The following is a 22,224-nucleotide window of genomic DNA, read 5'->3' on the forward strand; positions in this document are numbered from 1 at the left end:
CTTCATGTCGTGCCCCACCAGCGTGCCACGCCGCCGCCGAGGGGATCACACGGCCGTGACGCGGCGACCGCCGCCGCGGCCCGCGTCTGGGCGCGGATGAGAGGATCGGAGGATGCCAGCGACCGCCGCCCTCAACCTCGTCCTCGACGACCTCCTGCCAGAGGCGGAGGACTCCGCGGCGGCCCCGCCCGGGCCCGACGAGATCTACGAGGCCTTCGGCTCCTGGGCGGCCGACACGGGCATCACGCTCTACCCGCACCAGGAGGAGGCGGTGATGGAGCTGGTCTCCGGCTCCCACGTCATCCTGGCCACCCCCACCGGGTCCGGGAAGTCGCTGGTGGCCATGGGCGCGCTGTTCACCGCGCTGGCCACCGGCCGCACCGGGTACTACACGGCGCCGCTCAAGGCGCTGGTGTCGGAGAAGTTCTTCGACCTGGTGGACCTGTTCGGGTCCGCGAACGTCGGCATGGTCACCGGCGACTCAGCCATCAACCCCGACGCCCCGATCATCTGCTGCACCGCCGAGATCCTCGCCAACCAGGCGCTGCGCGACGGCGGTCCAGGCGCTGGCGCCGACGCCCTTGTGTGCATGGACGAGTTCCACTTCTACGCCGACCCCCAGCGCGGCTGGGCCTGGCAGGTGCCGCTGCTCGAGCTCCCGGGCGCCCAGTTCCTGCTCATGAGCGCGACCCTGGGGGACGTGTCCTTCTTCGTGAAGGACCTGGAGCGCCGCACGGTGAAGGACGTCGCCGTCGTCGACGACGCCGAGCGCCCCGTGCCGCTCACCTACAGCTACTCGGTGGAGCCGATCCAGGACCTGCTGCTCGAGCTCCTCCAGACGCACCGGGCGCCGGTGTACGTGGTGCACTTCGCCCAGAAGGACGCCGTCGAGCGGGCCCAGTCGCTCACCTCCGTGCAGGTGGCTAGCCGCGAGCAGCGCGACCGCGTCGCCGCGGCCATCGGCGACTTCCGCTTCGGCCCCGGCTTCGGCGCGATCCTCTCCCGCCTGCTGCGCCACGGCGTCGGCGTCCACCACGCCGGGATGCTGCCGCGCTACCGCCGCCTCGTCGAGCGGCTCACGCAGCAGGGCCTGCTCGGCGTCATCTGCGGCACCGACACCCTGGGGGTCGGCATCAACGTGCCCATCCGCACCGTGGTCATCACCTCGCTGACGAAGTTCGACGGCGAGCGCTCCCGCCACCTCACCGCGCGGGAGTTCCACCAGATCGCCGGCCGGGCCGGCCGCGCCGGGTTCGACACCACCGGCGAGGTCATCGTCCAGGCCCCCGAGCACGTCATCGAGAACGCCAAGGCCCTGGCCAAGGCGGGCGACGACGAGCGCAAGCGCCGCAAGATCGTGCGGAAGAAGGCGCCCGCCGGGGTCGTGAACTGGACCGACAAGACCTTCGAGCGGCTGCGGGACGCCGCCCCCGAGCCGCTGAGCAGCCAGTTTCGCGTCACCCACACCATGGTGCTGTCGGTAATGGGCCGGCCGGGCGACCCGGTCCGGTCGATGTACCGCCTGCTCACCGACAACCACGAGCCGCGCACCGACCGCAACCTCCACCTGCGCCGGACCATCGAGATCTACCGGTCGCTGCGGGCCGCGGGCGTCGTCGAGCACGCCGACGCCGCCTGGCGCCGGGCGCACCCCGGCCAGCCGTACGTCCGGCTCACCGTGGACCTGCCGCGGGACTTCGCGCTCAACGCGCCCCTGTCCCCCTTCGCCCTGGCCGCGATGGAGCTGCTGGACCGCGAGTCCCCCGACTTCGCGCTCGACGTCGTCTCCGTCATCGAGGCGACCCTGGAGGACCCCCGCCCGCTGCTGTACGCCCAGCAGCGCCAGCTCAAGGGCGAGGCCGTCGGCGCCATGAAGGCCGAGGGCCTGGAGTACGACGAGCGCATGGCGCTGCTCGAGGACGTCACCTGGCCGCGCCCGCTGGCCGAGCTGCTCGAGGGAGCCCTGGCCACCTACCGGCAGGCGAACCCGTGGGTGGCCGACTACGAGCTGCAGCCGAAGTCGGTGGTCCGGGAGATGGTCGAGCAGGCCATGACCTTCTCGGAGCTCGTCTCCCGTTACCAGCTCGCCCGCTCCGAGGGCGTGGTGCTGCGCTACCTCACCGACGCGTACCGTGCGCTGCGCCAGGTGGTGCCGGACTGGGCGCGCACCGACGAGGTCGCCGCGATCGTGGACTGGCTGGGAAACCTCGTCCGGTCCGTCGACTCCTCGCTGCTGGACGAGTGGGAGGCCCTCGCCGCCGGCGCCGCCGCGGCCGCGGGGGCGGTCGCCGTCTTCGACGACGTGGCCCCCACCGCCACCGAGCGGCGCTTCGGCGCGGACGAGGACGGCCACGTCGCCCTCACCCGGAACCGTCACGCGTTCCGGGTCGCCGTGCGCAACGCGCTGTTCCGGCGGGTGGACCTGCTCGCGCGGGAGGCCTACGAGGCCCTGGGGAACCTCGACGGCGACGCCGGGTGGGACGCCGCCCGCTGGGAGCGGGCCGTGGCGCCCTACTGGGACGAGTACGACTGGCTCGGCACCGGCCCGGAGGCCCGGGCGGCCTCGCTCGTGGAGATCGCCGAGAGGCCCGCCGACGCCGACCTGCCCGCCGCGCTCGCGGGCACCACGCTGGCGGACCTCGCGAGCGGCTCCCGGGTGTGGCTCGCGCGGCAGACCTTCGACGACCCCGACGGCGACCACGACTGGGGCATCACCGCGCTGGTGGACCTCGACGCCTCCGACGTCGCCGACGCGGTGGTCCTCCGCGTCCTCGACGTCGGCCCGCGCTGACCCCGCTCGTCTCGTTTGGGCGCGAGATGTCGCGAGATGTCATCTCCTCCCCGAGCTGTCATCTCCTCCCCGACATGTCATCCGCTCGCGGACCTGTCGTGGCTCCACCGCCGGGCGCCGGTGGCCCCGTCCTCAGGAGCCACGCGGCGCGAGGGGCCGGTATCCCGCAGCCGGACGTCCGGGCGAAGCGTCGGCCTCTGGCGAGGACGACAGCAGAGGAAGTGACATCCCAGGAGCAAATGACGTCTCGCGGAGAAGATGACATCTGGCGGGGGGACGGCGGGACGGTGCCCTGAGACCATCGGCGGATGGCGAAGAAGAAGGCTCCGGCGGGGACGCCGGCACTGCGGGTCCTCGTGCAGGCGGGCGTCGCGCACGTCGTCCGGGAGTACGAGCACGACCCGCGCAGCGCGCTCGGCTTCGGCGAGGAGGCCGCGGCCGTGCTCGGCGTCGACCCCGCCCGGGTCCTCAAGACCCTCGTCGTCAGCGTCGACGGCGCCCTCACGGTCGCCGTCGTCCCCGTGCCCGGCCGGCTCGACCTCAAGGCGCTCGCGGCGACGGCCGGCGGCAAGCGGGCCGAGATGGCCGAGCCTGCCGCGGCCGAGCGCGCGACCGGCTACGTCGTCGGCGGCATCTCGCCGCTCGGCCAGCGCAGCCGGCTGCGGACGGTCGTCGACGCCGGCGCGATGGCGCACCCGACCGTCCTCGTCAGCGCCGGGCGGCGGGGGCTCGACGTGGAGCTGGCGCCGGCGGACCTGGTCGCCGTCACCGGGGCCGTCACCGCCGTGGTGTCCCGGTGACCGGGCGCGGCGGCCGGGCAGCATTCCGGCGCCCGTCCGCGCCCGACGTCGCGCCGCAGCTCCGGCAGCTCGACGGCTTCGCGCTGGACTCGGCCACCCACGTGGGCGTCGACCTGACAGGTGCCGAGCTGCCCGAGCTGACGCACGCCCAGCTCGAGGCCTCCGCCCTCGACCGCGTCCGGGCTGCGGGCAGCCGCTGGCGCCGCGTCACGCTGGTGGACTGCCGGCTCGACACGCGTGCAGCTCCGGGGCTGCCGGCTTGCCGGCGTCGCGGGCGTGTCGGGGCTGCGTGGGGCCACCGTGGCCCAGGATGACGCCCACGACCTGCTGCCCGCGATGGCGCGCGAGCTCGGCATCGGGATCGGCGGCTGAGGACCCGTCAGCCCTTCTTGGCCTTCGCGGCCGCCTTCGCGGCGCGCTTGTTCTCCCGCACCTGGGCGAGCGACTCGGCGTCGACGATGTCCGCCACGGACCTGCGCGAGCCGTCCTCGCCGTACGGGCCGGCGGCCTCCCGCCACCCTGGCGCCTGCAGTCCCAGCTGCTTGCCCAGCAGGGCGAGGAAGATGCGCGCCTTCTGGTCGCCGAAGCCGGGCAGCGCCTTCAGGCGCCGCAGCACCTCGGCACCGTCGGGTTCGCCGGCGGTCCACAGCACGGCGGCGTCGCCGTCGTAGTGCTCCACCAGGTAGGTGCACAGCGCCTGGGTGCGCGCCGCCATCGACCCCGGGTAGCGGTGCACGGCGGGCGGGGTGCGGAAGACCTCCTCCAGCCGGCCGGGGTCCGTGCCGGCCAGCGTGGCGGCGTCGAGGGCGCCGAGGCGCTCCTGGATCTTCTTCGGCCCCGCGAAGGCCGTCTCCATCGCGACCTGCTGGTCCAGCAGCATCCCGATGAGCAGGGCCAGCGGGTCGGTGGAGAGGAGCTCGTCCGCGGCGTCGTCGCCGGTGATGTGCAGGTCGTGGTCCATGGGGCGATCCTGCCAGCCTCAGTCGGCCTCGATCACCGGGATGCCGGGACGTGGCTCGGGCGTGTCGGCCTCCCGGGCGGCCAGATCCGGGAACACCGGCGCGCCCTCCGTGACGATGCCCAGGCGGCCCAGCAGGAACAGGAACGCCTCGGCGTAGGGGTTCTCCGCGGTCCGGACGCTGACCTTGGCCCAGTCGACCTGCTCGCGCAGGGCCCGGACCACCGGCAGCAGGGTGGAGTAGTCGCACCGGTGCTCGGTGAGGACGAGGAGCTTGCCGGTGACCACCTCGGTGGACGGCAGGACCGGCATGTTCACGCCGAGCACGTCGAAGCGCTCGGCGCGGTCGAGGAGCTCCGTGGTCACGTCCGCCCCGGCGACGCGAAAGATGACGTCGATCAGGGCCCCGGAGTTGTAGGCCTTGAACAGCCAGTTCTCCACGGGCTGCTCGACGTCGAGGCTGGTGGCCGCGAGCGCCTCCTTGGCGCGGTCGACGTCCTTCTCCAGGATCGCGAAGTCGACGTCGTGGTCGGACTCGGGGGCGCCGTGCACCCACGCGGCGTACCCGCCGGCGAGCGCGAACGGGATGTCGGCCGCGTGCAGCGCCGCCCCGGCGATCCGCAGGCCTTCCCGCAGCAGGGCGCGTTCGTCCTTGTCCATGCTGCGGGTCTACACGATGGACCGCGGCGCCGCACATCAGCCGCCCGCGCCGGTCCGGGTGCGCGGCGGCCGTGACGGCGCGCGTGATCCGGCCGGAACGGGCACAATCCGATCGGTGCGGATCGCGACGTTCAACATCCTCCACGGCCGTTCGCTCGCGGACGGCCGGGTCGACCTAGACCGCTTCACCGGCGCGGTCCGCGAGCTGGACGCCGACATCCTGGCGATGCAGGAGGTCGACCGGGACCAGCCGCGCTCGCACGGCGCCGACCTCACCGCCATGGCCGCCGCCGCGATGGGGGCGCCCGAGCACCGCTTCGCGGCCACCATGCACGGCACCCCGGACCTGTGGACGGCGGCGACCGGCGACGAGCAGCCGGAGGCGTCGGTCTACGGCATCGCGCTGCTCAGCCGGTTCCCGGTGGACCACTGGAAGGTCCTCACGCTGCCCAGCCCGCAGCAGCGGGTGCCGGTGCTCTTCCCGGGGCGGCGCCACCCCGTCCAGGTGCAGGACGAGCGGCGCACCGCCGTCGCCGCGGTGATCGAGAGCCCCGAGGGCACGCTGAGCGTGGTGGCGACGCACCTGACGTTCATCCCCGGCTGGAACGTGGCCCAGCTGCGCCACCTCGTCCGGGCGACGCGCGACCTGCCGCGCCCGCTGCTGCTGCTCGGCGACCTCAACATCGCCGGCGGCCGGCCGGCGCGGGTCAGCGGGCTGCGCCCGCTCGTCTCCGCACCTACCTTCCCGCTCGAGCGGCCGGACCGGCAGCTGGACCACATCCTCGTCGACGGCGAGGTGAGCGTCGTCGAGCGCGGCGAGTCGGTGAACCTGGAGATGTCGGACCACCGGGCGCTGCGCGTCGGCATCTCCGTCGGCGGCGCCGGATCCCTGGAGCGCACGACGGCGGAGCCCGCCAGAGCGCCGCACGCCGGGGCCTGAGGGGCGCGGCGGGCCGGTATCGTCGTCGGGTGACCGAGGACCTCAGCGAGCGCATCCCCGCCGGTCTCGCCGAGGTCCGCAGGCGCGTCGCCGGTGCCGCGGCGGCGGCCGGGCGAGACCCGGCCGGGGTGCGGCTGCTGCTGGCGGTGAAGACCCAGCCGGTCGAGGCCATCCGCGCCGCCCTGGACGCCGGGGCGGACCTGCTGGGCCACAACCGCGCCCAGGAGCTCGTCGCCACCGGCCCGGCGCTGGCCGCTCCCGGCGTCCCCTCGCACGAGATGCACTTCATCGGGCACCTGCAGTCCAACAAGGTGAACCAGGTGCTGCGCTGGGCCTCGTGCGTGCAGTCCGTGGACTCCCTGCGCCTCGCGGAGCGGCTGGACCAGGCCGCGGCGCGGCGGGCCGGCGCCGACGCGGGTGCTCCGGGCGCGGCGCTGGACGTGATGGTCCAGGTGAACACGTCGGCCGAGCCGAGCAAGTCCGGCGCCGCCCCCGACGAGGCGGCCGACCTCGCCACCGCCGTCGGGGCCCTGCCGCACCTGCGGCTGCGGGGGTTCATGACCGTGGGCGCCCACTCCCCCGACGCCGCCGTCGTCCGGGCGAGCTATGACCGCCTCGCGGCGCTGCGCGACGCCGTGGTCACCTCCGGCGCACCGGGCACGGCCGGGGCCGTCGAGCTCAGCATGGGCATGTCCGGGGACCTGGAGATCGCGGTCGCGGCCGGGGCGACGATGGTGCGGGTGGGAACGGCGGTGTTCGGGGCTCGGGCCTACGCGTGAGTCGCCGGCGCGTGCAGGCGATCAGCCCGGCACGGTGGTGGGGTCGCCGCGCGCAGGGTCGAACCAGCCGCGCCGGGTCGGAACCGGCCGCGCGCAGGGTCAGAACGAGCCGCGCGCAGGGTCAGAACGAGCCGCGCGCGGGATCAGAACAGGCCGTTGCCGTGCGGCAGGTCGGCCGGCTTGTCGGCGACGACGTCCCAGTGCTCGGCGATCTTGCCGTCCTCCACGCGGAAGAGGTCGTAGAAGACGGTCGGCCGGTCGCCGAAGGTGCCCTCGGCCACCGACAGCACGAACTCGCCCTCGGCGACGAGCATGTGCCGCCGCGTGTAGGTCACGGACCTGCCCTGCCGGCCGAGCTCCACGAACGCCTGGCCGAGGCCGCTCACGCCGTCCCGGACGATCGGGTTGTGCTGGACGAAGCGGTCGTCGTCGAAGAACTCCGGGACGGACGCGAAGTCGTGCTCGACGAGCACCTTCTGGACGAACCGGTCCACCAGCGCCCGGCTCTCCTCGGTCCGCTCCGGCTGGGTCACCTCGGTGGGCCCGTCCGTCTGCGAGTGGCCCGACGCGGTCTCGGCCACGACGGGCTGCTCCACGGACCAGTGCTCCACCGCCCGGCCGTCTCGCATGCGGTGGATGTCGAAGCCGACGAGGTCCTCCGGGCCGAAGCCCCGGAACGTGCCGTGGCTGACGACGAGGTCGCCGTCCTCGACGACCCGGTGCAGCTCGAACGTCGCGTCCTGGGGCAGGGCGTCGAGCAGCTCGCGCAGGCCCTCCCGCCCGTCCGCCACGTCGGCGCTGTGCTGGACGTACCCCTCGTCGATGTACCGGTCCAGCGCCGCGGCGTCCCGCGCGCGGAAGAGGGCGTCGAACGCCTCGACGATGACTTCCCGGTTGGTCATCCCGACCTCCACGGAGCTCGCTCGTGCGGCACCAAGGCTAGGCGCGAGCGTGCCCGCCCGGTAGACGCCCGTTGAGGGGGGCCGACCGTCCCGCACGCCGGCCGGGCACCCGAACGCCGGGCACGGCACGGCCGCCGAGGCCCCCGCGAGCGTCACGGCACCCGGTAGGTCCAGTCGTCGGCGAGGAACTTGGTCTCCATGAGCTCCTCCGCCCGGGCGAGCTCGGCGTCCGTGTAGTCCGACATCCGGGTGTCGTACCGGCCACGGAAGTGGTCGATGAACGCGTCGATGATGTCCTCGCGGGCCATGCCCGTCTGCGAGCGCATCGGGTCCACCCGCTTGTTCGCGCTCCTGGTGCCCTTGTCCGACATCTTCTCCCGGCCGATGCGCAGCACGTCGAGCATCTTGTCGGCGTCGATGTCGTAGCTCATCGTCACGTGGTGCAGCACGACGCCGGAGGCGAAGCGCTTCTGCGCGGCGCCGCCGATCTTGCCGGCCTCGGAGGCGATGTCGTTCAGGGGCACGTACCGCGCCCTGACGCCGACGTCGGCCAGCGCGCCGAGCACCCAGTCGTCGAGGAAGGCGTAGGAGCGCTCGAAGCTCAGCCCCTCCACCAGCGAGCCGGGCACCACCAGGGAGTAGGTGATGCAGTTGCCCGGCTCCATGAACATCGCGCCGCCGCCGGAGATGCGGCGCACCACGGACATGCCGTGCCGGCCGAGCGCCTCGGTGTCGACCTCGTTGCGCACGGACTGGAAGGAGCCGATCACCACCAGCGGCGCGTCCCACTCCCAGATCCGCATGGTGGGACCGCGGCGGCCGGCGGCCACCTCCTCGGGGATGACCTGGTCGAGCGCGACGTTGAGCGCGGGGTGCACGGCGCCGCCGTGGATGACGTCGAACGTGTGGTCCGCCCAGCTCGTCGCGCGGCCGAGCGCCCGGCGCACCGCGATGCCGACGGACTCGGGCGAGAACCCGACGAGGCTCACGCCCTCGTCGAGCGCCCCCGAGATGGCCTGCGCGAGCTGCTCGGCCGACGCCGACTCCGGCATGCCCTCCAGCGCGGCGTTGATGTCCTCCAGCGCCGAGTCTGGCTCGAGGAAGAAGTCCCCGGAGACCCTGGCGCGGGCGAGCCGCCCGTCCTCGACGTCGACGTCGACCGCGACGAGCTTGCCGCCGGGAACCTTGTACTCACCATGCATGGGCCAACTTTAGGTCCGGACGGGGCGCGAACGCCGTGCCGCCCCTCACACCGCCGTGGCCGGACGCCCGCCGGCGGCGTCGTCCCCGGTGAGCTCCCCGCCGGTGACGCCACCGTCGGCCCGCCCCTCCGCGGCGTCGCGCTCGGCGAGCGTCCGGCCGCCGGCCGACCAGTGCGTGCGGGGCACCTCGCGCACGATCACCCGGATGCCCTCCGGGCGGGCGTCGAGGCTCGTGCGCACCGCCTCGTGGAGCCGGCGCATCAGCTCGCGCAGCTGCTCGGGCGAGCGGCCCTCGGTCAGCGTGACCTCGACCAGCGGCATCAGCGCGGCTCCACGCCGTGGTGCAGCAGGCCCCACACGATGGCGCCGGTCAGCGCCTCCCAGCTCGCCTCGATGATGTTGGTGCCCACGCCCACCGTCGACCAGCTCTGCGCGCCGTCGGAGTGCTCGATGAGCACGCGGATGATGGCGTCGGTGCCCTGCTGGGAGTCGAGGATGCGCACCTTGTAGTCCGTCAGCGCGAAGTCCTCGATCTCGGGGTAGGTGCCCACGAGGGCGCGGCGCAGCGCGTCGTCGAGCGCGTTGACGGGCCCGTTGCCCTCCCCCGTGCTGACCATGCGGCCCCGGCCCGTGCGCAGCTTCACCGTCGCCTCGGCGTCGGTCGGGCCGGCGGCGCCGGGACGGTGCTCGACGAACGCCCGCCAGCTCTCGACGTCGAAGTAGTGCGGCGCGGCGCCGTCGATCTCCTCGCGCAGCAGCAGCTCGAACGAGGCGTCGGCGGCGTCGTAGGTGTAGCCCTGCGCCTCGGCGTCCTTGATCCGCTCGGTCACCCGGCCGAGGAGCTCGGCCTGGCCGGCCAGGTCGAAGCCGAGCTCGCGGCCCTTGAGCTCCACCGACGCCCGCCCGGCCATCTCCGAGACCAGCATGCGCATGTCGTTGCCCACGGCGAGCGGGTCGATGTGCTGGTAGAGGTCGGGGTCCACCCGGATCGCGCTGGCGTGCAGGCCCGCCTTGTGCGCGAACGCCGAGGCGCCCACGTACGGCTGGCGCCCGTAGGGCGTGATGTTGGTGATCTCGGAGATCGCGTGGGAGACGCGGCTGGCGTCGCGCAGCCCCTCGCCGTCGAGCACCTGCCGGCCGAGCTTGAGCTCGAGGTTGGCGACGCACGTGAGCAGGTCCGCGTTGCCGGTCCGCTCCCCGTAGCCGTTCACCGTGCCCTGGATGTGCCCGGCCCCCGCGGCGACGGCGGCGAGGGTGTTGGCGACGGCGCAGCCGGAGTCGTTGTGGGCGTGCATGCCGAGACGCCCGCTGGTGACCGCCCGGACCTCCCGCACCGCCTGGGTGACCCACTCCGGGAGCATGCCGCCGTTGGTGTCGCACAGCACCACGGTGGCGGCCCCGGCGTCGAAGGCGGTGCGGACCACCTCGAGCGCGTAGCCGGCGTCGTAGCGGTAGCCGTCGAAGAAGTGCTCGGCGTCCAGGACCACCTCCCGCCCCAGGCCCACGAGGTAGCGCACGGTGGCGTCGACCATGCGGAGGTTCTCGGCGCCGTCGGTGCGCAGCGCGCGCTCGACGTGCCGGATGTCGCTCTTGGCGACCAGCGTGACGACCGGCGCCTCCGAGTCCACCAGGGCCTGCACCTGCGGGTCGTCCTCCGGGCGGCTGCCCGCCTTGCAGGTGGATCCGAAGGCGGCCAGGCGCGCGTGGGTGAGGTCCAGCTCCTTGGCGGCGCGCGCGAAGAACTCGGTGTCCTTGGGGATCGCGCCCGGCCAGCCCCCCTCGATGTAGCCCACGCCGAGCTCGTCGAGCAGCGCGGCGATGGCGAGCTTGTCGGCGACCGAGAGGTTCATGCCCTCCTGCTGGGCGCCGTCGCGCAGCGTGGTGTCGTAGACCTGCACGACCGACGCGGGGGCGGCGGCGTCACGCGCGGGATCGACGAGGCCGGAGGGGGCGACGGTGCTGGACATGCGGGTGCTCCTTGGGCGTGGGCGTCCGATCGACGCTGCCCCAGCGTAGGCCGACGGGGTGGTGCCGGTACCGGTCGCCGCCGGGACCGTCCCGGCGGCTCGTTGCCGGGAGGGGTGGCCCCGGCAACAAAAAGACCCCCCGGGGTACGGGAGGTCTGCGCACCGGGCGGGTGTGCCCGATGCGCTAGCCGATAATCAGCTGGGACTGCGTCACGCGGTCAGTGTGCCACACCACGTCCCCAGGCGGGACGCGTTCGGCCAGCATGCGGACGGACGGGGCTCGGCACGCCCGCTGCAGGACCGCAGCCGGCGCCCCGTGACCTCGGTCAACGGGATGACGATCGCCAGCGCCTTCTCCCCAGGTGCCCCGGGCGCGGGGGCGGCGCGCCAGGGACCGGCCTGCGTGTCGGCGTCGTCCACCACCTTCGCCCAGCCGGTGACGGCGACCGGCCAGCCGGTGCGGGTCTCCGGGCCACCGACGCCGGGCCGCGGCTCGTCAGACGAGCCGGTACATCCAGTCGTGCGGGTCGGGGCGGCGCCCGTACTGGATGTCGGTGAGCGTCTCGTACAGCTCGGTCGTGATCGGGCCGGGCCGGCCGTCTCCGACCGTGACGTCGAAGCCCTCCCCCGCGAGGCGGCCCATCGGGGTGATCACCGCCGCGGTGCCGCAGGCGAAGGTCTCGGCCACCTGGCCGGAGCGGATCTGGTCCAGCAGCGCGGCGAGCTCGATGGTCTCCTCGCGCACGGTGCGCCCGGAGTCGCGGAGCAGCTGCAGGATGGCCGCGCGGGTGCCGCCCTCGAGGATCGTGCCGGTCAGCGCCGGGGTGCGGACGGTCCCGTCGGCGTCCACCACGAACACGTTCATCCCCCCGAGCTCCTCGAGGTGGGTGTTCGTCGCGGCGTCCAGGAAGCAGACCTGCTCGAAGCCCTTGTCGTAGGCCTCCTGCTGCGGCAGGAGCGAGGCGGCGTAGTTCCCGCCGGTCTTCGCCGCGCCCATGCCGCCCGGGCCGACTCTGTGGTAGTCCTGCGCCACCCAGATCGACACCGGCTGGAAGCCGTTGACGAAGTAGGGGCCCACCGGCGAGGCGATGAGCAGGTACTCGAGCTCGTGGGCCGAGCGCACGCCGAGGAACGGCTCGGTGGCGATCATGAAGGGCCGCAGGTACAGGCTGGAGCCCTCGACGCCCGGCACCCACCGCTCGTCCGCCCGCACGAGCGCGGCGAGGGAGGCCACGAAGTCCTCCTCGGGCAGTAGGGGCATGGCCAGGCGGCGGGCGGAGGCGTTGAACCGGGCGGCGTTGAAGCCGGGCCGGAACGTCCAGACCGACCCGTCGGCGTGCCGGTAGGCCTTGAGGCCCTCGAAGATCTCCTGGCCGTAGTGCAGCACCGCGGCGGCCGGCGAGAGGGTGATCGGCGCGAAGGCCTCGGTGCGGTGGCCGTGCCAGCCCTGCTCGGGGGTCCAGGTGGCGCGGACCATGTGGTCGGTGAAGGCGACGCCGAAGGTCAGGCTCCCCATCACGGCGTCGTGCTGGGGGTCGCCGGCGGGGGCCGGGTTGCGGGTGAGCGGGAAGCGGGGGGCCAGCTCCTGCGCGCCGGGCAGCTCGGCGGCGGAGGGCCCGGTCAGCGTGGTGACCTCGGAGGGGGTGCTCATTGACAGACCTTCTTCGATACGGGTTCGGGGGCGACGGTAGCGCCGCCCGGCCCGCCGGCGTCAGGTCCGGCGGGCGGGCGCGAGGGCACGACGGCGGGGCGGGCCCTGCCGGTCAGGCCGATACTCGTGCGCTCACGCGCGCTGCCAGCGCGTCGCCCACGGCGCTCGTCGAGCGGGGCGAGCCGTCCCGCTCCGAGATGTCGGCGGCCACGGCGTCGTTGATCCGCCGTGCCTCCTCAGGCAGCCCGAGGTGCTCGAGCAGCAGCGCGACGGACAGGACCGTCGCCGTCGGGTCCGCCTTGCCCTGCCCGGCGATGTCCGGGGCGGAGCCGTGCACCGGCTCGAACATCGACGGCGTGGAGCGGGCGGGGTTGATGTTCCCGGAGGCGGCCAGGCCGATACCACCGGTGATCGCGGCGGCGAGGTCGGTGAGGATGTCGCCGAAGAGGTTGTCGGTGACGATGACGTCGAACCGGGACGGGTCGGTGACGAGGAAGATGGTCGCGGCGTCCACGTGCAGGTAGTCGACGGCGACCTCGGGGTACTCGGCCCCGACCGCCTCGACGGTGCGCCGCCACAGGTGGCCCGCGTGGACGAGCACGTTGTGCTTGTGCACCAGCGTGAGCTTCTTGCGGGGCCGCGCCTGCGCCCGGGCGAACGCGTCGCGCACGACGCGCTCGACGCCGAACGCGGTGTTCACCGAGACCTCGTTGGCCACCTCGTGCGGGGTGCCGACCCGGATGGCGCCGCCGTTGCCCACGTAGGGGCCCTCGGTCCCCTCGCGGACGACGACGAAGTCGACGTCCCCGGGGCTCGCCAGCGGGGTGGGCACCCCCGGGAACAGCCGGGACGGCCGCAGGTTCACGTAGTGGTCGAGCGCGAAGCGCAGCTTGAGCAGCAGGCCGCGCTCCAGCACCCCCGACGGGACGCCCGGGTCGCCGATGGCGCCGAGCAGGATCGCGTCGTGCCCGCGGATGGCCGCGAGGTCCTCGTCGGTGAGCGTCTCGCCGGTGCGGTGCCAGCGGGCGGCGCCCAGGTCGAACGCGGTGCGCTCCACGCGCACGTCGGACCCGGCGAGCACCGCGTCGAGGACCTTCAGCCCCTCGGCCACCACCTCGGGGCCGATGCCGTCGCCTGCCACCACTGCGAGGTTGATCGTGCGAGTCATGGGTCCAGACCTTACCTTTCGGTCCACTTTTCGGGACCGCGTGCTCACGATGTGACAAACGGGCCCCGGGCCCGCGGAGGAGTGTGCCGGCTGCCCGGCAGGGGCGGCGGGGCGGGCGCCGCGGCGCCCGCCCCGCCGGTGGCGTCACCGGCCGGCGTGACCCTCGACGTAGTCGGAGTCGCGGGTGTTCGCCCACGCGAAGAGCTTGCGCAGCTCGCGGCCGGTGGCCTCGATGGGGTGGTTCTCGCCCTTGGCGCGCAGCTCCTTGAACTCCGGCGCGCCCGCGTCCTGGTCCTTGATGAACCGGTCGGCGAAGGCGCCGGACCGGACGTCGGCCAGCACGGCCTTCATGTTCTCCTTCACCTCGGGGGTGATGACCCGCGGGCCGGAGACGTAGTCGCCGTACTCGGCGGTGTCGGAGACGGACCAGCGCTGCTTGGAGATGCCGCCCTCCCAGATGAGGTCGACGATCAGCTTCATCTCGTGCAGCACCTCGAAGTAGGCGACCTCGGGCTGGTAGCCCGCCTCGGTGAGGACCTCGAAGCCGGCCTGGATCAGGTGCGAGACGCCGCCGCACAGGACCGCCTGCTCGCCGAACAGGTCGGTCTCGGTCTCCTCGGTGAACGTGGTCTTGATGCCGGCGGCGCGCAGGCCGCCGATCGCCTTGGCGTAGCTCAGCGCCAGGTCCCAGGCCTGCCCGGAGGCGTCCTGCTCCACCGCCACGATGTCCGGGACGCCGCGACCGGCCTCGAACTCGCGGCGCACGGTGTGCCCCGGGCCCTTGGGCGCGACCATGCAGACGTCGTGGGAGGCGCCGGGCTTGATGTACCCGAACCGGATGTTGAAGCCGTGCGCGAAGAACAGGGCCGCGTCCTCCTTGAGGTTCGGCTCGATGTCCTGGGCGTAGAGGTTCCGCTGCGCCTGGTCGGGCGCGAGGATCATGACGACGTCGGCCTGCTTGACGGCCTCCGCGACGGTGGCCACCGCCAGGCCCTCCTCCTCGGCCTTCGCCCGGGAGGCGGAGCCCTCGCGCAGGCCGACCACAACCTCCACCCCGGAGTCGCGCAGGTTCAGCGAGTGCGCGTGCCCCTGGCTGCCGTAGCCGATGACGGCGACCTTCTTGGACTGGATGAGGGACAGGTCGGCGTCGTCGTCGTAGAACAGCTCAGCCACGGTGGTTCTCCTTCGGGTTGGAAATACGTGTAGGTCGGGGGTCTGGGGTCTGCGTCACGCGGTGCGCACGGCGGCGCGGTCCACGGCCCGGTCGGTCATCGAGCGGGAGCCGCGGGCGATGGCGACGGCGCCGGACTGGACGATCTCCCGGACGCCGTGCGGCTCCAGGGCCGCGAGGAGGGCCCTCACCTTGCCGTCGGAGCCGGTCGCCTCGATGGTCACCGCGTCGGGGGCGACGTCTACGACGTGCGCCCGGAACAGCTCGACCACCTGCAGCACGGCCGTGCGGGAGGCGTCGTCGGCGCGGACCTTGACCAGCAGCAGCTCGCGCTGCACCGAGCTGTCGGGCTCCAGCTCGACGATCTTGAGCACGTTGACGAGCTTGTTCAGCTGCTTGGTCACCTGCTCCAGGGGCAGGTCGGCGGCGTCGACGACGACGGTGATGCGGGAGATCTCCGGGTGCTCCGTCGGCCCCACGGCGAGGGAGTGGATGTTGAAGGCCCGGCGGGCGAAGAGGGCCGCGACGCGCGTGAGGACGCCGGGCTTGTTCTCCACCAGCACGGACAGGGTGTGGCGATCGCTCATCTGCTGCTCCTGCTCACTCGTCGCGGTCCCACACGGGGGTGATCCCGCGCGCGTACTGGATGTGGTCGTTGCTCACGCCGGCCGCCACCATCGGCCACACCATGGCGTCGCGGCTGACCACGAAGTCCACGACGACGGGCTGGTCGTCGATCTCCATGGCGCGCTTGATGGTGGCGTCGAGGTCCGCGGTGGACGTGCAGCGCAGCCCCACGCATCCGTAGGCCTCGGCGAGCTTGACGAAGTCCGGGATGTGCCGGGCGCCGTGGCCGGTGTGCAGGTCGGTGTGCGAGTAGCGGCCCTCGTAGAACAGGGTCTGCCACTGGCGCACCATGCCCAGGGAGGAGTTGTTGATCAGCGCCACCTTGATCGGGATGCCCTCGAGGGCGCAGGTGGCCAGCTCCTGGTTGGTCATCTGGAAGCAGCCGTCGCCGTCGATGGCCCACACGGTCGCGTCCGGGCGGCCCACCTTGGCGCCCATGGCGGCGGGGACGGCGTAGCCCATGGTCCCCAGCCCGCCGGAGTTGAGCCAGGTCCGGGGGTGCTCGTAGCTGATGAACTGCGCCGCCCACATCTGGTGCTGGCCGACGCCGGAGACGTACACCGCCTCGGGACCGACGATCTCGCCGAGCCGGGAGATCACGTGCTGGGGGGCCATCAGGCCGTCCTCGGTGGGCGCCCAGCCCAGCGGGTAGGTGGTCCGCAGGTCGTCGAGCTGCTTCCACCACGCCTCGAGGTCGGGCCGCCCGTACTGGGCGTGCGCGGCGCGCAGCTCGACCACCAGATCGGCGATGATCTCGCGGAGGTCGCCGACGATCGGCACGTCGGCCTGGCGGTTCTTGGAGATCTCGGCGGGGTCGATGTCCGCGTGGACGATGGTGGCCCGCGGGGCGAAGCTGTCGAGCTTGCCGGTCACGCGGTCGTCGAAGCGCGCACCGAGGGCCACGATGAGGTCCGCCTGCTGCAGGGCGGCCACCGCCGCGACCGTGCCGTGCATGCCGGGCATGCCCACGTGCTGGGGGTGGGAGTCCGGCACCGCGCCGCGGGCCATCAGCGTGGTGGTGACGGCGGCCCCGGAGAGGTCCACGAGCTCACGGAGCTCGGCCGAGGCGTTGGCGCGGATGGCGCCGCCGCCCACGTAGAGCACCGGCCTGCGGGCGGTGGCCAGCAGCCGGGCCGCCTCGCGCACCTGCTTGGCGTGCGGCTTGGTGACCGGGTGGTAGCCGGGCAGGTCCATCTGCGGGGGCCACGCGAAGGTCGACGCCGCCTGCTGCGCGGACTTGGCGATGTCCACCAGCACCGGGCCGGGACGGCCGGTGGAGGCGATGTGGAACGCCTCGGCGATGCGGGCGGGGATCTCGTCCGCGTCGGTGACGAGGAAGGAGTGCTTGGTGACCGGCATCGTCGCACCGACGATGTCCGCCTCCTGGAAGGCGTCGGTGCCGATCATGGAGGCGCCGACCTGGCCGGTGATGGCCACGACGGGCACCGAGTCCATGTGCGCGTCGGCGAGGGCGGTGATGAGGTTGGTCGCCCCCGGGCCGGACGTCGCCATGCAGACGCCGACCCGGCCGGTCGCCGCGGCGTAGCCGGTCGCCGCGTGGCCCGCGCCCTGCTCGTGACGCACGAGGATGTGGCGCAGCCGCGTGGAGTCGTACAGCGGGTCGTAGGTGGGCAGGATGGCCCCGCCCGGCATGCCGAAGATCGTCTCGACGCCGAGCTCCTCGAGCGACCGGACGATGTTGCGGGCCCCGGTGGACGGCTCGGCGGTCACGGCGGGCGCCGTCTCTACCGACGGGACCACCCGGACGGGAGCTGCTGCCGGCGTTGCGGTGCGGGGCGGCGCCGGGTGCGGTGCCTTGGCCATCGTGTGCCTCCTGTTCGGGATCATGCGTGCGGGCTGACGTTGGGCGAAAAAAAGCCCCTCGCCCCGCGTGGTGCGGGGGCTCGAGGGGTGCGCGCAGGTGCTCGGGTCACCGAGCGGCTGCGCGCCGCTTGAGTACGACAGCTCGGAACTGCATGCCGCCACCATAGCGTCCGCCGGGGCGCAGGTCACACCGCTCGCCGCTCGTCTCACATGGTGGATCACGGCACCGCATCGTGGACAGGCGGTTCGGGCGGCTGCCAGGTCCGCAGCCGGACCGCGTTGCCCTCCGCGTCAGCCAGGATCCACTGCGCGGGGGCCGCGTCGTCGGCCACCAGCTGGCCGCCGGCGTCGAGGGCGGCCCGCACCCGCGCGGGCGCCTCGTCGTGCGGCAGGTGCACGTCCAGCCGGACGCGCGCCGGCGCGGCGGCGCGCTGCAGGTGCACGGTGGGGCCTCGGCCCGCGGGGTCGGCGAGGACGAGGGTGCCGGCCGGCCCCGGCGGCTCCCCCGCCGGGGTGCGGTATCCGAGCACCGCGCGCCAGAACGGTGCGACAGCCGCGACGTCGCGGGCGTCCACGGTGAGCTCGACCCGCTGGGCGCGCGCCGGCTCGGCCTCGATGCCGAGCTCCGCGGCCAGGGCGGAGATGCGCCGGGCGAGCGTCACGTCGTTCTCGGTCAGCCCGCCGGCGTCGTGGGTGGTGAGCACCACGTGCACGCGGAAGTAGCGCACGTCCATGTCCGGGTGGTGGTCGAGCTCCTCCGCGAGGTCCCCGATGCGCCGCACCAGCTCGATGCCGCGCACCATGGTCCCGGTCCGGAAGGTGCCGTGCAGCCGCCGCGCGACGACGCGCCAGTCGTGGAGGCCGTCCCGCGCCTGGACCTCCGCAGCGGAGAGTGACATGGCAGCAGGGTGGCACCGCGCGGCCCGCCGGTCGAGAGGTTCGACGCACCGCCCGCTCCCGGGCGAGCCTCCGGCGTCGACCACGACGGTTCCCCTTCGCGCCGCGGACGCGCCGCTCAGCCGGCCTGGCGCTCGAACGTGACCAGCACGCCCTCGACGGAGCCCGGGCCGACGCGGCCCTTGACGTCCACGGACGTGATGGCCTTGAGCTGCCAGCCCTGGCGGGCGTGGTCGTTGAGGGTCTTCTCGAGCTTGTCGGCCGAGATCTTCCCGCCGATCAGGCCCTCGCGGACCTGCACCACCTTGTACTCGTACATCGCGCCTCCTCGGTGTCCCCCGGTCCAACGAACGAGCCGCCGCCCGGTTCCCGCCGCCGGCCCGGGTCGGCCCGCCGGCAGGCGGCGCGCGTGGGCGCACCGCCGGGGGCGCACCGCCGGGCGGCGGGCCGCCGGGGGCGTCGGTTTAGCAGCAGCGGGCGGCGGGATCGGCGTCCTGCTCCGCCCAGCGGCGGCGCCAGAACTCCTTCTCGCTCACCACAGGGGCGTCCGGGTGCACGCGGCGCCGGTGGGCGGCGTAGCGCGCGTAGTCGTGGTCTCCCATCACGGTGGTCACGTACCAGCGCACGGCCCGCAGGCCCCGGCCGAGCGCCGCCGGCACGCGGCGAAGCGCCGCCGTCGCCGGCCGGGGCACCCGGCCGACGGCGCCGGCGCCGGGCCGGGCGGCGCCGCGGCCGGCGGCGCCCGGCAGGTCGGCGGTCGTCACCGCGGCGCCTGGGCGTGCTCGCGGGCGTGCCCCTCGGCCCCGTGGAAGACGACGTCGGGGTCGGCGGCGAGCCACTGCGCCTCGACCTCCTTCTCGGTGTCCGTCGCGAACAGGCCGCGCGGGGCGAAGCGGTGCGAGGGTTCCTCGCCCTCCTCCGAGGTGGGCAGCCCGCCTGCGCGCACCGACCGGACGACGACGACCATGCCCGCCACGAACACCGCCAGGACCAGGACGGCGAAGAGCACCGAGAGAGTCGTCTGGATGTAGGTGTTGCGGATGACCGCGTCCATCGCCTCGGGCGTGGCGGCGGTGCCGAGCGAGGTCTCCCCCGCCTCCCGGGCGGCGACGAAGCGCCGGTTCTGCGCCCAGTAGCTCAGCGCCGGGTCCGAGGAGAAGACCTTCTGGTAGGACGCCGTCATGGTGACCACGAGGTCCCAGGCGAGCGGCACGCCGGGGATCCACGCCCACCTGTACAGCCTCTTCTTCATGACGACCACGAAGATCAGCGTCAGGGCGATGGCGGCGAGCAGCTGGTTGGCGATGCCGAACAGCGGGAACAGCGTGTTGATGCCGCCGAGCGGGTCCGTGACGCCCATGAGCAGGATCGCGCCCCAGGCGGCGACGACCACGGCCGAGGCCACCCAGGCCCCCACCCGCCAGGACGGGTCGCGGAACTTCTTGAAGCCGCCGCCGAGGTTGCCCAGGGTGTCGGTGAGCATGAAGCGGGCGGTGCGGGTGCCGGCGTCGACCGTGGTGAGGATGAACAGCGCCTCGAACATGATCGCGAAGTGGTACCAGAAGGCCTTCAGGGACTCCCCGCCGAGCAGCCGGGCGAGCACCTCGGACATCCCGAAGGCGAGCGTCGGGGCGCCGCCGGTGCGGGAGATGATCGACTCCTCGCCCACCGAGGCGGCCGCGCCGGAGATCTGGTCCGCGGTCGCGGCGGCGGTGCCCAGGCCCAGGCCGTTGACGTACTCGGCGGCGGTCTCCGGGGTGCCGCCGGTGAGGGTGGCCGGCGCGTTCATCGTGAAGTAGAGGTTCTGGTCGATGACGACGGCCGTCACCAGCGCCATGATCGCCACGAAGGACTCGGTGAGCATGCCGCCGTAGCCGATGATCCGGGCCTGGCCCTCCTTCTCCAGCAGCTTGGGCGTGGTCCCGGAGGCGATGAGCGAGTGGAAGCCGGAGAGCGCGCCGCAGGCGATGGTGATGAACAGGAACGGGAACAGCGAGCCGGCGAAGGCCGGGCCGTCACCGTTGAGGGCGAACTGGCTGACCGCCGGGGCCTGGACGGTTGGGCCCACCACGAGGATGCCGACGGCGAGCAGGGCGATGGTGCCGACCTTCATGTACGTGGACAGGTAGTCCCGCGGCGCCAGCAGCAGCCACACCGGCAGGACCGAGGCCGCGAAGCCGTAGATGATCAGGCACCACGCGAGCGTCACCTTGCTCAGCGTCAGGTACTCCTGGCCCCACGCCGTCTCGTTCACCCAGCCGCCCGCGACGATGGCGAGGAGCAGCAGGGCGACGCCGATGGCGGAGACCTCGGTGACCTTGCCGGGGCGGATGTAGCGCAAATACAGCCCCATGAAGATGGCGATCGGGATCGTCATCGCGATCGAGAACACGCCCCACGGGCTCTCCGCCAGGGCGTTGACCACGATCAGGCCGAGCACCGCGATGATGATGATCATGATGGCGAAGACGCCGACGAGGCCGGCGACACCGCCGACGGTGCCGACCTCGTCGCGCACCATCTGCCCGAGCGAGCGGCCGCGGCGCCGCACCGACAGCCACAGCACCAGGTAGTCCTGCACGGCGCCGGCCAGGACCGCGCCGATGATGATCCAGATGGTCCCCGGGAGGTAGCCCATCTGCGCTGCCATGACGGGGCCGACCAGCGGGCCGGCGCCGGCGATGGCCGCGAAGTGGTGGCCGAAGAGCACGCGCCGGTCGGTCGGCTCGTAGTCCGTGCCGTTGTCGTACAGCTCCGCCGGGGTGGCCCGGTCGTCCCGCGGCCGGACGACCTTGTACTCGATGAGCCGGGCGTAGAAGCGGTACCCGACGATGTAGGTGCCGACGGCGGCGACGACGAACCAGCGTGCGTTGACCTCCTCGCCGCGCACGAAGGCGATCATCGCCCAGGCGACGGCGGCGGCCAGGGCGATGACCGCGAACAGCAGCTTCTTGCGGGTGGTCATCGGCGTGCGGTCGACGACGGCGACGGGTGGTCTCTTCGGGTCGGTGCGCACGACGTCGACGTGCGTGGACTTCAGCATGTGGTGTCTCCAGCGACTCGCCGGGCCGCGGCGTCGCGACCCGGAGTGGTGCGGACGTCGTTGGACGCCCACCGTCTTTAATACACCCGCGATGTGGTCGCGTCACTTCCGGACGAGGCACGTCTTCACTCTCCGGGCGCACCCGCCGGCGGTGTCGCGGCGCTCGCCGCCGGCTGCCGGGCGGCCCCGTCGGAGCGCGCCGGAGCGGGTCCTCCGGCCCCGCCGTCGCGGTCGCGCCCGGCCGCCACGGCCCCCGCGAGCGTCACCGCTGCGTGCCCCGCGGTGCCGCGGTCCAGGTCCCACTCGGTCACCGGCCCGGGCCGGGCGGCGGGCGCCTCGCTGGCGACGGCGAGCACGCCCGGGTACGTCGCCCACAGGTCCGCCAGGATCTCCCGGCCCCCCTCGCCGAGCCGGGTGTCGATGCGGTCCAGGACCACGAGCGGGGGGTCGCCGTAGGCCGCCCGCGCCAGCAGGAGCCGGGTGCGCTCGGCGGTGGACAGCGGCTCTCCCCCGCGCCGCAGCTGCGTGCGCTCGCCCTTCTCCAGGCCCGCGACGCGCTCGACGAGGCCGACGCGGGCGAGCGCCGCGGCGACCTGGACGTCGCCGTCCGGGTCCCGGTAGCGGACCGCGCGGGCGACGGTGCCGCGCTCCAGCACGTCGTCGCACCCGGCAACGCCGACGAGGAGCCGCCGCTGGGTGCCCGGGAGCTCGGTCAGGTCGTACCCCGACACGCGCACCCACGCCCCGCCGGGGACGGCGGCGCCGGACAGGGCGGCCACGGCCGCGCGGACGCGGCTCTCCTCCCGGCTGGCAAGGAGCACGCGGGCGCCGGGCCCCGGCGACC

General features: G+C 73.6%; 20 protein-coding genes. 4 read left to right on the plus strand and 16 right to left on the minus strand.

Annotated elements, in window-relative coordinates:
• Window positions 1-112: 112 nt before the first annotated feature.
• Window positions 113-2,791 (plus strand): DEAD/DEAH box helicase, encoded by a 2,679-nt coding sequence (locus ACF0H8_RS15590; RefSeq protein ID WP_395289803.1) that lies wholly within the window; start codon window positions 113-115, stop codon window positions 2,789-2,791.
• A 308-nt stretch (window positions 2,792-3,099) separates the two neighbouring features.
• Window positions 3,100-3,591: a Cys-tRNA(Pro) deacylase gene (gene ybaK, locus ACF0H8_RS15595; protein WP_395289804.1), complete on the plus strand. Its 492-nt coding sequence runs from the start codon at window positions 3,100-3,102 to the stop codon at window positions 3,589-3,591.
• A 379-nt stretch (window positions 3,592-3,970) separates the two neighbouring features.
• Here ybaK and ACF0H8_RS15600 read toward each other — a convergent pair whose 3' ends face one another.
• Both ACF0H8_RS15600 and ACF0H8_RS15605 read right to left on the minus strand, forming a co-directional pair.
• Window positions 3,971-4,552, minus strand: coding sequence for an HhH-GPD-type base excision DNA repair protein (locus tag ACF0H8_RS15600; RefSeq protein WP_395289805.1), 582 nt, complete (start codon window positions 4,550-4,552; stop codon window positions 3,971-3,973).
• Between the two features lie 18 nt (window positions 4,553-4,570).
• Window positions 4,571-5,209, minus strand: a complete 639-nt coding sequence (locus ACF0H8_RS15605) for a hypothetical protein (protein WP_395289806.1) — start codon at window positions 5,207-5,209, stop codon at window positions 4,571-4,573.
• Window positions 5,210-5,324: 115 nt separating this feature from the next.
• Between ACF0H8_RS15605 and ACF0H8_RS15610 the strand changes: the two genes are divergently transcribed.
• Entirely contained in the window at window positions 5,325-6,149 is an 825-nt protein-coding gene (locus ACF0H8_RS15610) for an endonuclease/exonuclease/phosphatase family protein (RefSeq protein WP_395289807.1), read from the plus strand.
• Between the two features lie 29 nt (window positions 6,150-6,178).
• Window positions 6,179-6,928, plus strand: a complete 750-nt coding sequence (locus ACF0H8_RS15615; RefSeq protein ID WP_395289808.1) for a YggS family pyridoxal phosphate-dependent enzyme — start codon at window positions 6,179-6,181, stop codon at window positions 6,926-6,928.
• Window positions 6,929-7,071: 143 nt separating this feature from the next.
• Here ACF0H8_RS15615 and ACF0H8_RS15620 read toward each other — a convergent pair whose 3' ends face one another.
• From ACF0H8_RS15620 to ACF0H8_RS15685, 14 genes are all read right to left on the minus strand, one after another.
• Window positions 7,072-7,830 carry a nuclear transport factor 2 family protein gene (locus ACF0H8_RS15620; RefSeq protein ID WP_395289809.1) on the minus strand — a complete coding sequence of 253 codons (759 nt, stop codon included), beginning with the start codon at window positions 7,828-7,830 and terminating at the stop codon, window positions 7,072-7,074.
• 152 nt (window positions 7,831-7,982) lie between these two features.
• Window positions 7,983-9,032 (minus strand): lipoyl protein ligase domain-containing protein, encoded by a 1,050-nt coding sequence (locus ACF0H8_RS15625; protein ID WP_395289810.1) that lies wholly within the window; start codon window positions 9,030-9,032, stop codon window positions 7,983-7,985.
• A 45-nt stretch (window positions 9,033-9,077) separates the two neighbouring features.
• Window positions 9,078-9,353: a 4-oxalocrotonate tautomerase family protein gene (locus tag ACF0H8_RS15630; protein ID WP_395289811.1), complete on the minus strand. Its 276-nt coding sequence runs from the start codon at window positions 9,351-9,353 to the stop codon at window positions 9,078-9,080.
• Window positions 9,353-10,999 (minus strand): citramalate synthase, encoded by a 1,647-nt coding sequence (gene cimA / locus ACF0H8_RS15635; protein WP_395289812.1) that lies wholly within the window; start codon window positions 10,997-10,999, stop codon window positions 9,353-9,355. Before cimA ends, ACF0H8_RS15630 begins: the two co-directional genes overlap by 1 nt.
• A 496-nt stretch (window positions 11,000-11,495) precedes the next feature.
• Window positions 11,496-12,650: a branched-chain amino acid aminotransferase gene (locus tag ACF0H8_RS15640; protein ID WP_395289813.1), complete on the minus strand. Its 1,155-nt coding sequence runs from the start codon at window positions 12,648-12,650 to the stop codon at window positions 11,496-11,498.
• Window positions 12,651-12,762: 112 nt separating this feature from the next.
• Window positions 12,763-13,818: a 3-isopropylmalate dehydrogenase gene (locus ACF0H8_RS15645; RefSeq protein WP_395289814.1), complete on the minus strand. Its 1,056-nt coding sequence runs from the start codon at window positions 13,816-13,818 to the stop codon at window positions 12,763-12,765.
• Window positions 13,819-13,962: 144 nt separating this feature from the next.
• Entirely contained in the window at window positions 13,963-14,991 is a 1,029-nt protein-coding gene (ilvC, locus tag ACF0H8_RS15650) for a ketol-acid reductoisomerase (protein ID WP_395289815.1), read from the minus strand.
• Between the two features lie 54 nt (window positions 14,992-15,045).
• Window positions 15,046-15,576 carry an acetolactate synthase small subunit gene (ilvN, locus tag ACF0H8_RS15655; RefSeq protein WP_395289816.1) on the minus strand — a complete coding sequence of 177 codons (531 nt, stop codon included), beginning with the start codon at window positions 15,574-15,576 and terminating at the stop codon, window positions 15,046-15,048.
• Window positions 15,577-15,589: 13 nt separating this feature from the next.
• Window positions 15,590-17,440 carry an acetolactate synthase large subunit gene (locus ACF0H8_RS15660; protein ID WP_395289817.1) on the minus strand — a complete coding sequence of 617 codons (1,851 nt, stop codon included), beginning with the start codon at window positions 17,438-17,440 and terminating at the stop codon, window positions 15,590-15,592.
• Window positions 17,441-17,658: 218 nt separating this feature from the next.
• Window positions 17,659-18,339 (minus strand): 4a-hydroxytetrahydrobiopterin dehydratase, encoded by a 681-nt coding sequence (locus ACF0H8_RS15665; protein WP_395289818.1) that lies wholly within the window; start codon window positions 18,337-18,339, stop codon window positions 17,659-17,661.
• Window positions 18,340-18,455: 116 nt separating this feature from the next.
• On the minus strand, window positions 18,456-18,656 hold the full coding sequence (locus tag ACF0H8_RS15670; RefSeq protein WP_395289819.1) for a DUF4177 domain-containing protein: 201 nt from the start codon (window positions 18,654-18,656) through the stop codon (window positions 18,456-18,458).
• Window positions 18,657-18,801: 145 nt separating this feature from the next.
• A complete protein-coding gene (locus ACF0H8_RS15675; protein ID WP_395289820.1) occupies window positions 18,802-19,101 on the minus strand; it encodes a YbdD/YjiX family protein in 300 nt (99 codons plus the stop codon).
• Window positions 19,098-21,380, minus strand: a complete 2,283-nt coding sequence (locus tag ACF0H8_RS15680) for a carbon starvation CstA family protein (RefSeq protein WP_395289821.1) — start codon at window positions 21,378-21,380, stop codon at window positions 19,098-19,100. The genes ACF0H8_RS15675 and ACF0H8_RS15680 overlap by 4 nt, the downstream gene beginning before the upstream one ends.
• A 125-nt stretch (window positions 21,381-21,505) precedes the next feature.
• Window positions 21,506-22,201, minus strand: a complete 696-nt coding sequence (locus ACF0H8_RS15685) for a hypothetical protein (RefSeq protein WP_395289822.1) — start codon at window positions 22,199-22,201, stop codon at window positions 21,506-21,508.
• Window positions 22,202-22,224: the final 23 nt, after the last annotated feature.

This window comes from Georgenia sp. AZ-5, assembly GCF_043952095.1.
Taxonomy (GTDB): Bacteria; Actinomycetota; Actinomycetes; order Actinomycetales; family Actinomycetaceae; genus Georgenia.

What these genes read in the sequence shown, in the direction of transcription:
- ACF0H8_RS15590 (WP_395289803.1), top strand. Translation starts at nt 113, where the DNA reads ATGCCAGCGACCGCCGCCCTCAACCTCGTCCTCGACGACCTCCTGCCA.
- ybaK (WP_395289804.1), top strand. Translation starts at nt 3,100, where the DNA reads ATGGCGAAGAAGAAGGCTCCGGCGGGGACGCCGGCACTGCGGGTCCTC.
- ACF0H8_RS15600 (WP_395289805.1), bottom strand. Translation starts at nt 4,552, where the DNA reads ATGGACCACGACCTGCACATCACCGGCGACGACGCCGCGGACGAGCTC.
- ACF0H8_RS15605 (WP_395289806.1), bottom strand. Translation starts at nt 5,209, where the DNA reads ATGGACAAGGACGAACGCGCCCTGCTGCGGGAAGGCCTGCGGATCGCC.
- ACF0H8_RS15620 (WP_395289809.1), bottom strand. Translation starts at nt 7,830, where the DNA reads ATGACCAACCGGGAAGTCATCGTCGAGGCGTTCGACGCCCTCTTCCGC.
- ACF0H8_RS15625 (WP_395289810.1), bottom strand. Translation starts at nt 9,032, where the DNA reads ATGCATGGTGAGTACAAGGTTCCCGGCGGCAAGCTCGTCGCGGTCGAC.
- ACF0H8_RS15630 (WP_395289811.1), bottom strand. Translation starts at nt 9,353, where the DNA reads ATGCCGCTGGTCGAGGTCACGCTGACCGAGGGCCGCTCGCCCGAGCAG.
- cimA (WP_395289812.1), bottom strand. Translation starts at nt 10,999, where the DNA reads ATGTCCAGCACCGTCGCCCCCTCCGGCCTCGTCGATCCCGCGCGTGAC.
- ACF0H8_RS15640 (WP_395289813.1), bottom strand. Translation starts at nt 12,650, where the DNA reads ATGAGCACCCCCTCCGAGGTCACCACGCTGACCGGGCCCTCCGCCGCC.
- ACF0H8_RS15645 (WP_395289814.1), bottom strand. Translation starts at nt 13,818, where the DNA reads ATGACTCGCACGATCAACCTCGCAGTGGTGGCAGGCGACGGCATCGGC.
- ilvN (WP_395289816.1), bottom strand. Translation starts at nt 15,576, where the DNA reads ATGAGCGATCGCCACACCCTGTCCGTGCTGGTGGAGAACAAGCCCGGC.
- ACF0H8_RS15660 (WP_395289817.1), bottom strand. Translation starts at nt 17,440, where the DNA reads ATGGCCAAGGCACCGCACCCGGCGCCGCCCCGCACCGCAACGCCGGCA.
- ACF0H8_RS15665 (WP_395289818.1), bottom strand. Translation starts at nt 18,339, where the DNA reads ATGTCACTCTCCGCTGCGGAGGTCCAGGCGCGGGACGGCCTCCACGAC.
- ACF0H8_RS15670 (WP_395289819.1), bottom strand. Translation starts at nt 18,656, where the DNA reads ATGTACGAGTACAAGGTGGTGCAGGTCCGCGAGGGCCTGATCGGCGGG.
- ACF0H8_RS15680 (WP_395289821.1), bottom strand. Translation starts at nt 21,380, where the DNA reads ATGCTGAAGTCCACGCACGTCGACGTCGTGCGCACCGACCCGAAGAGA.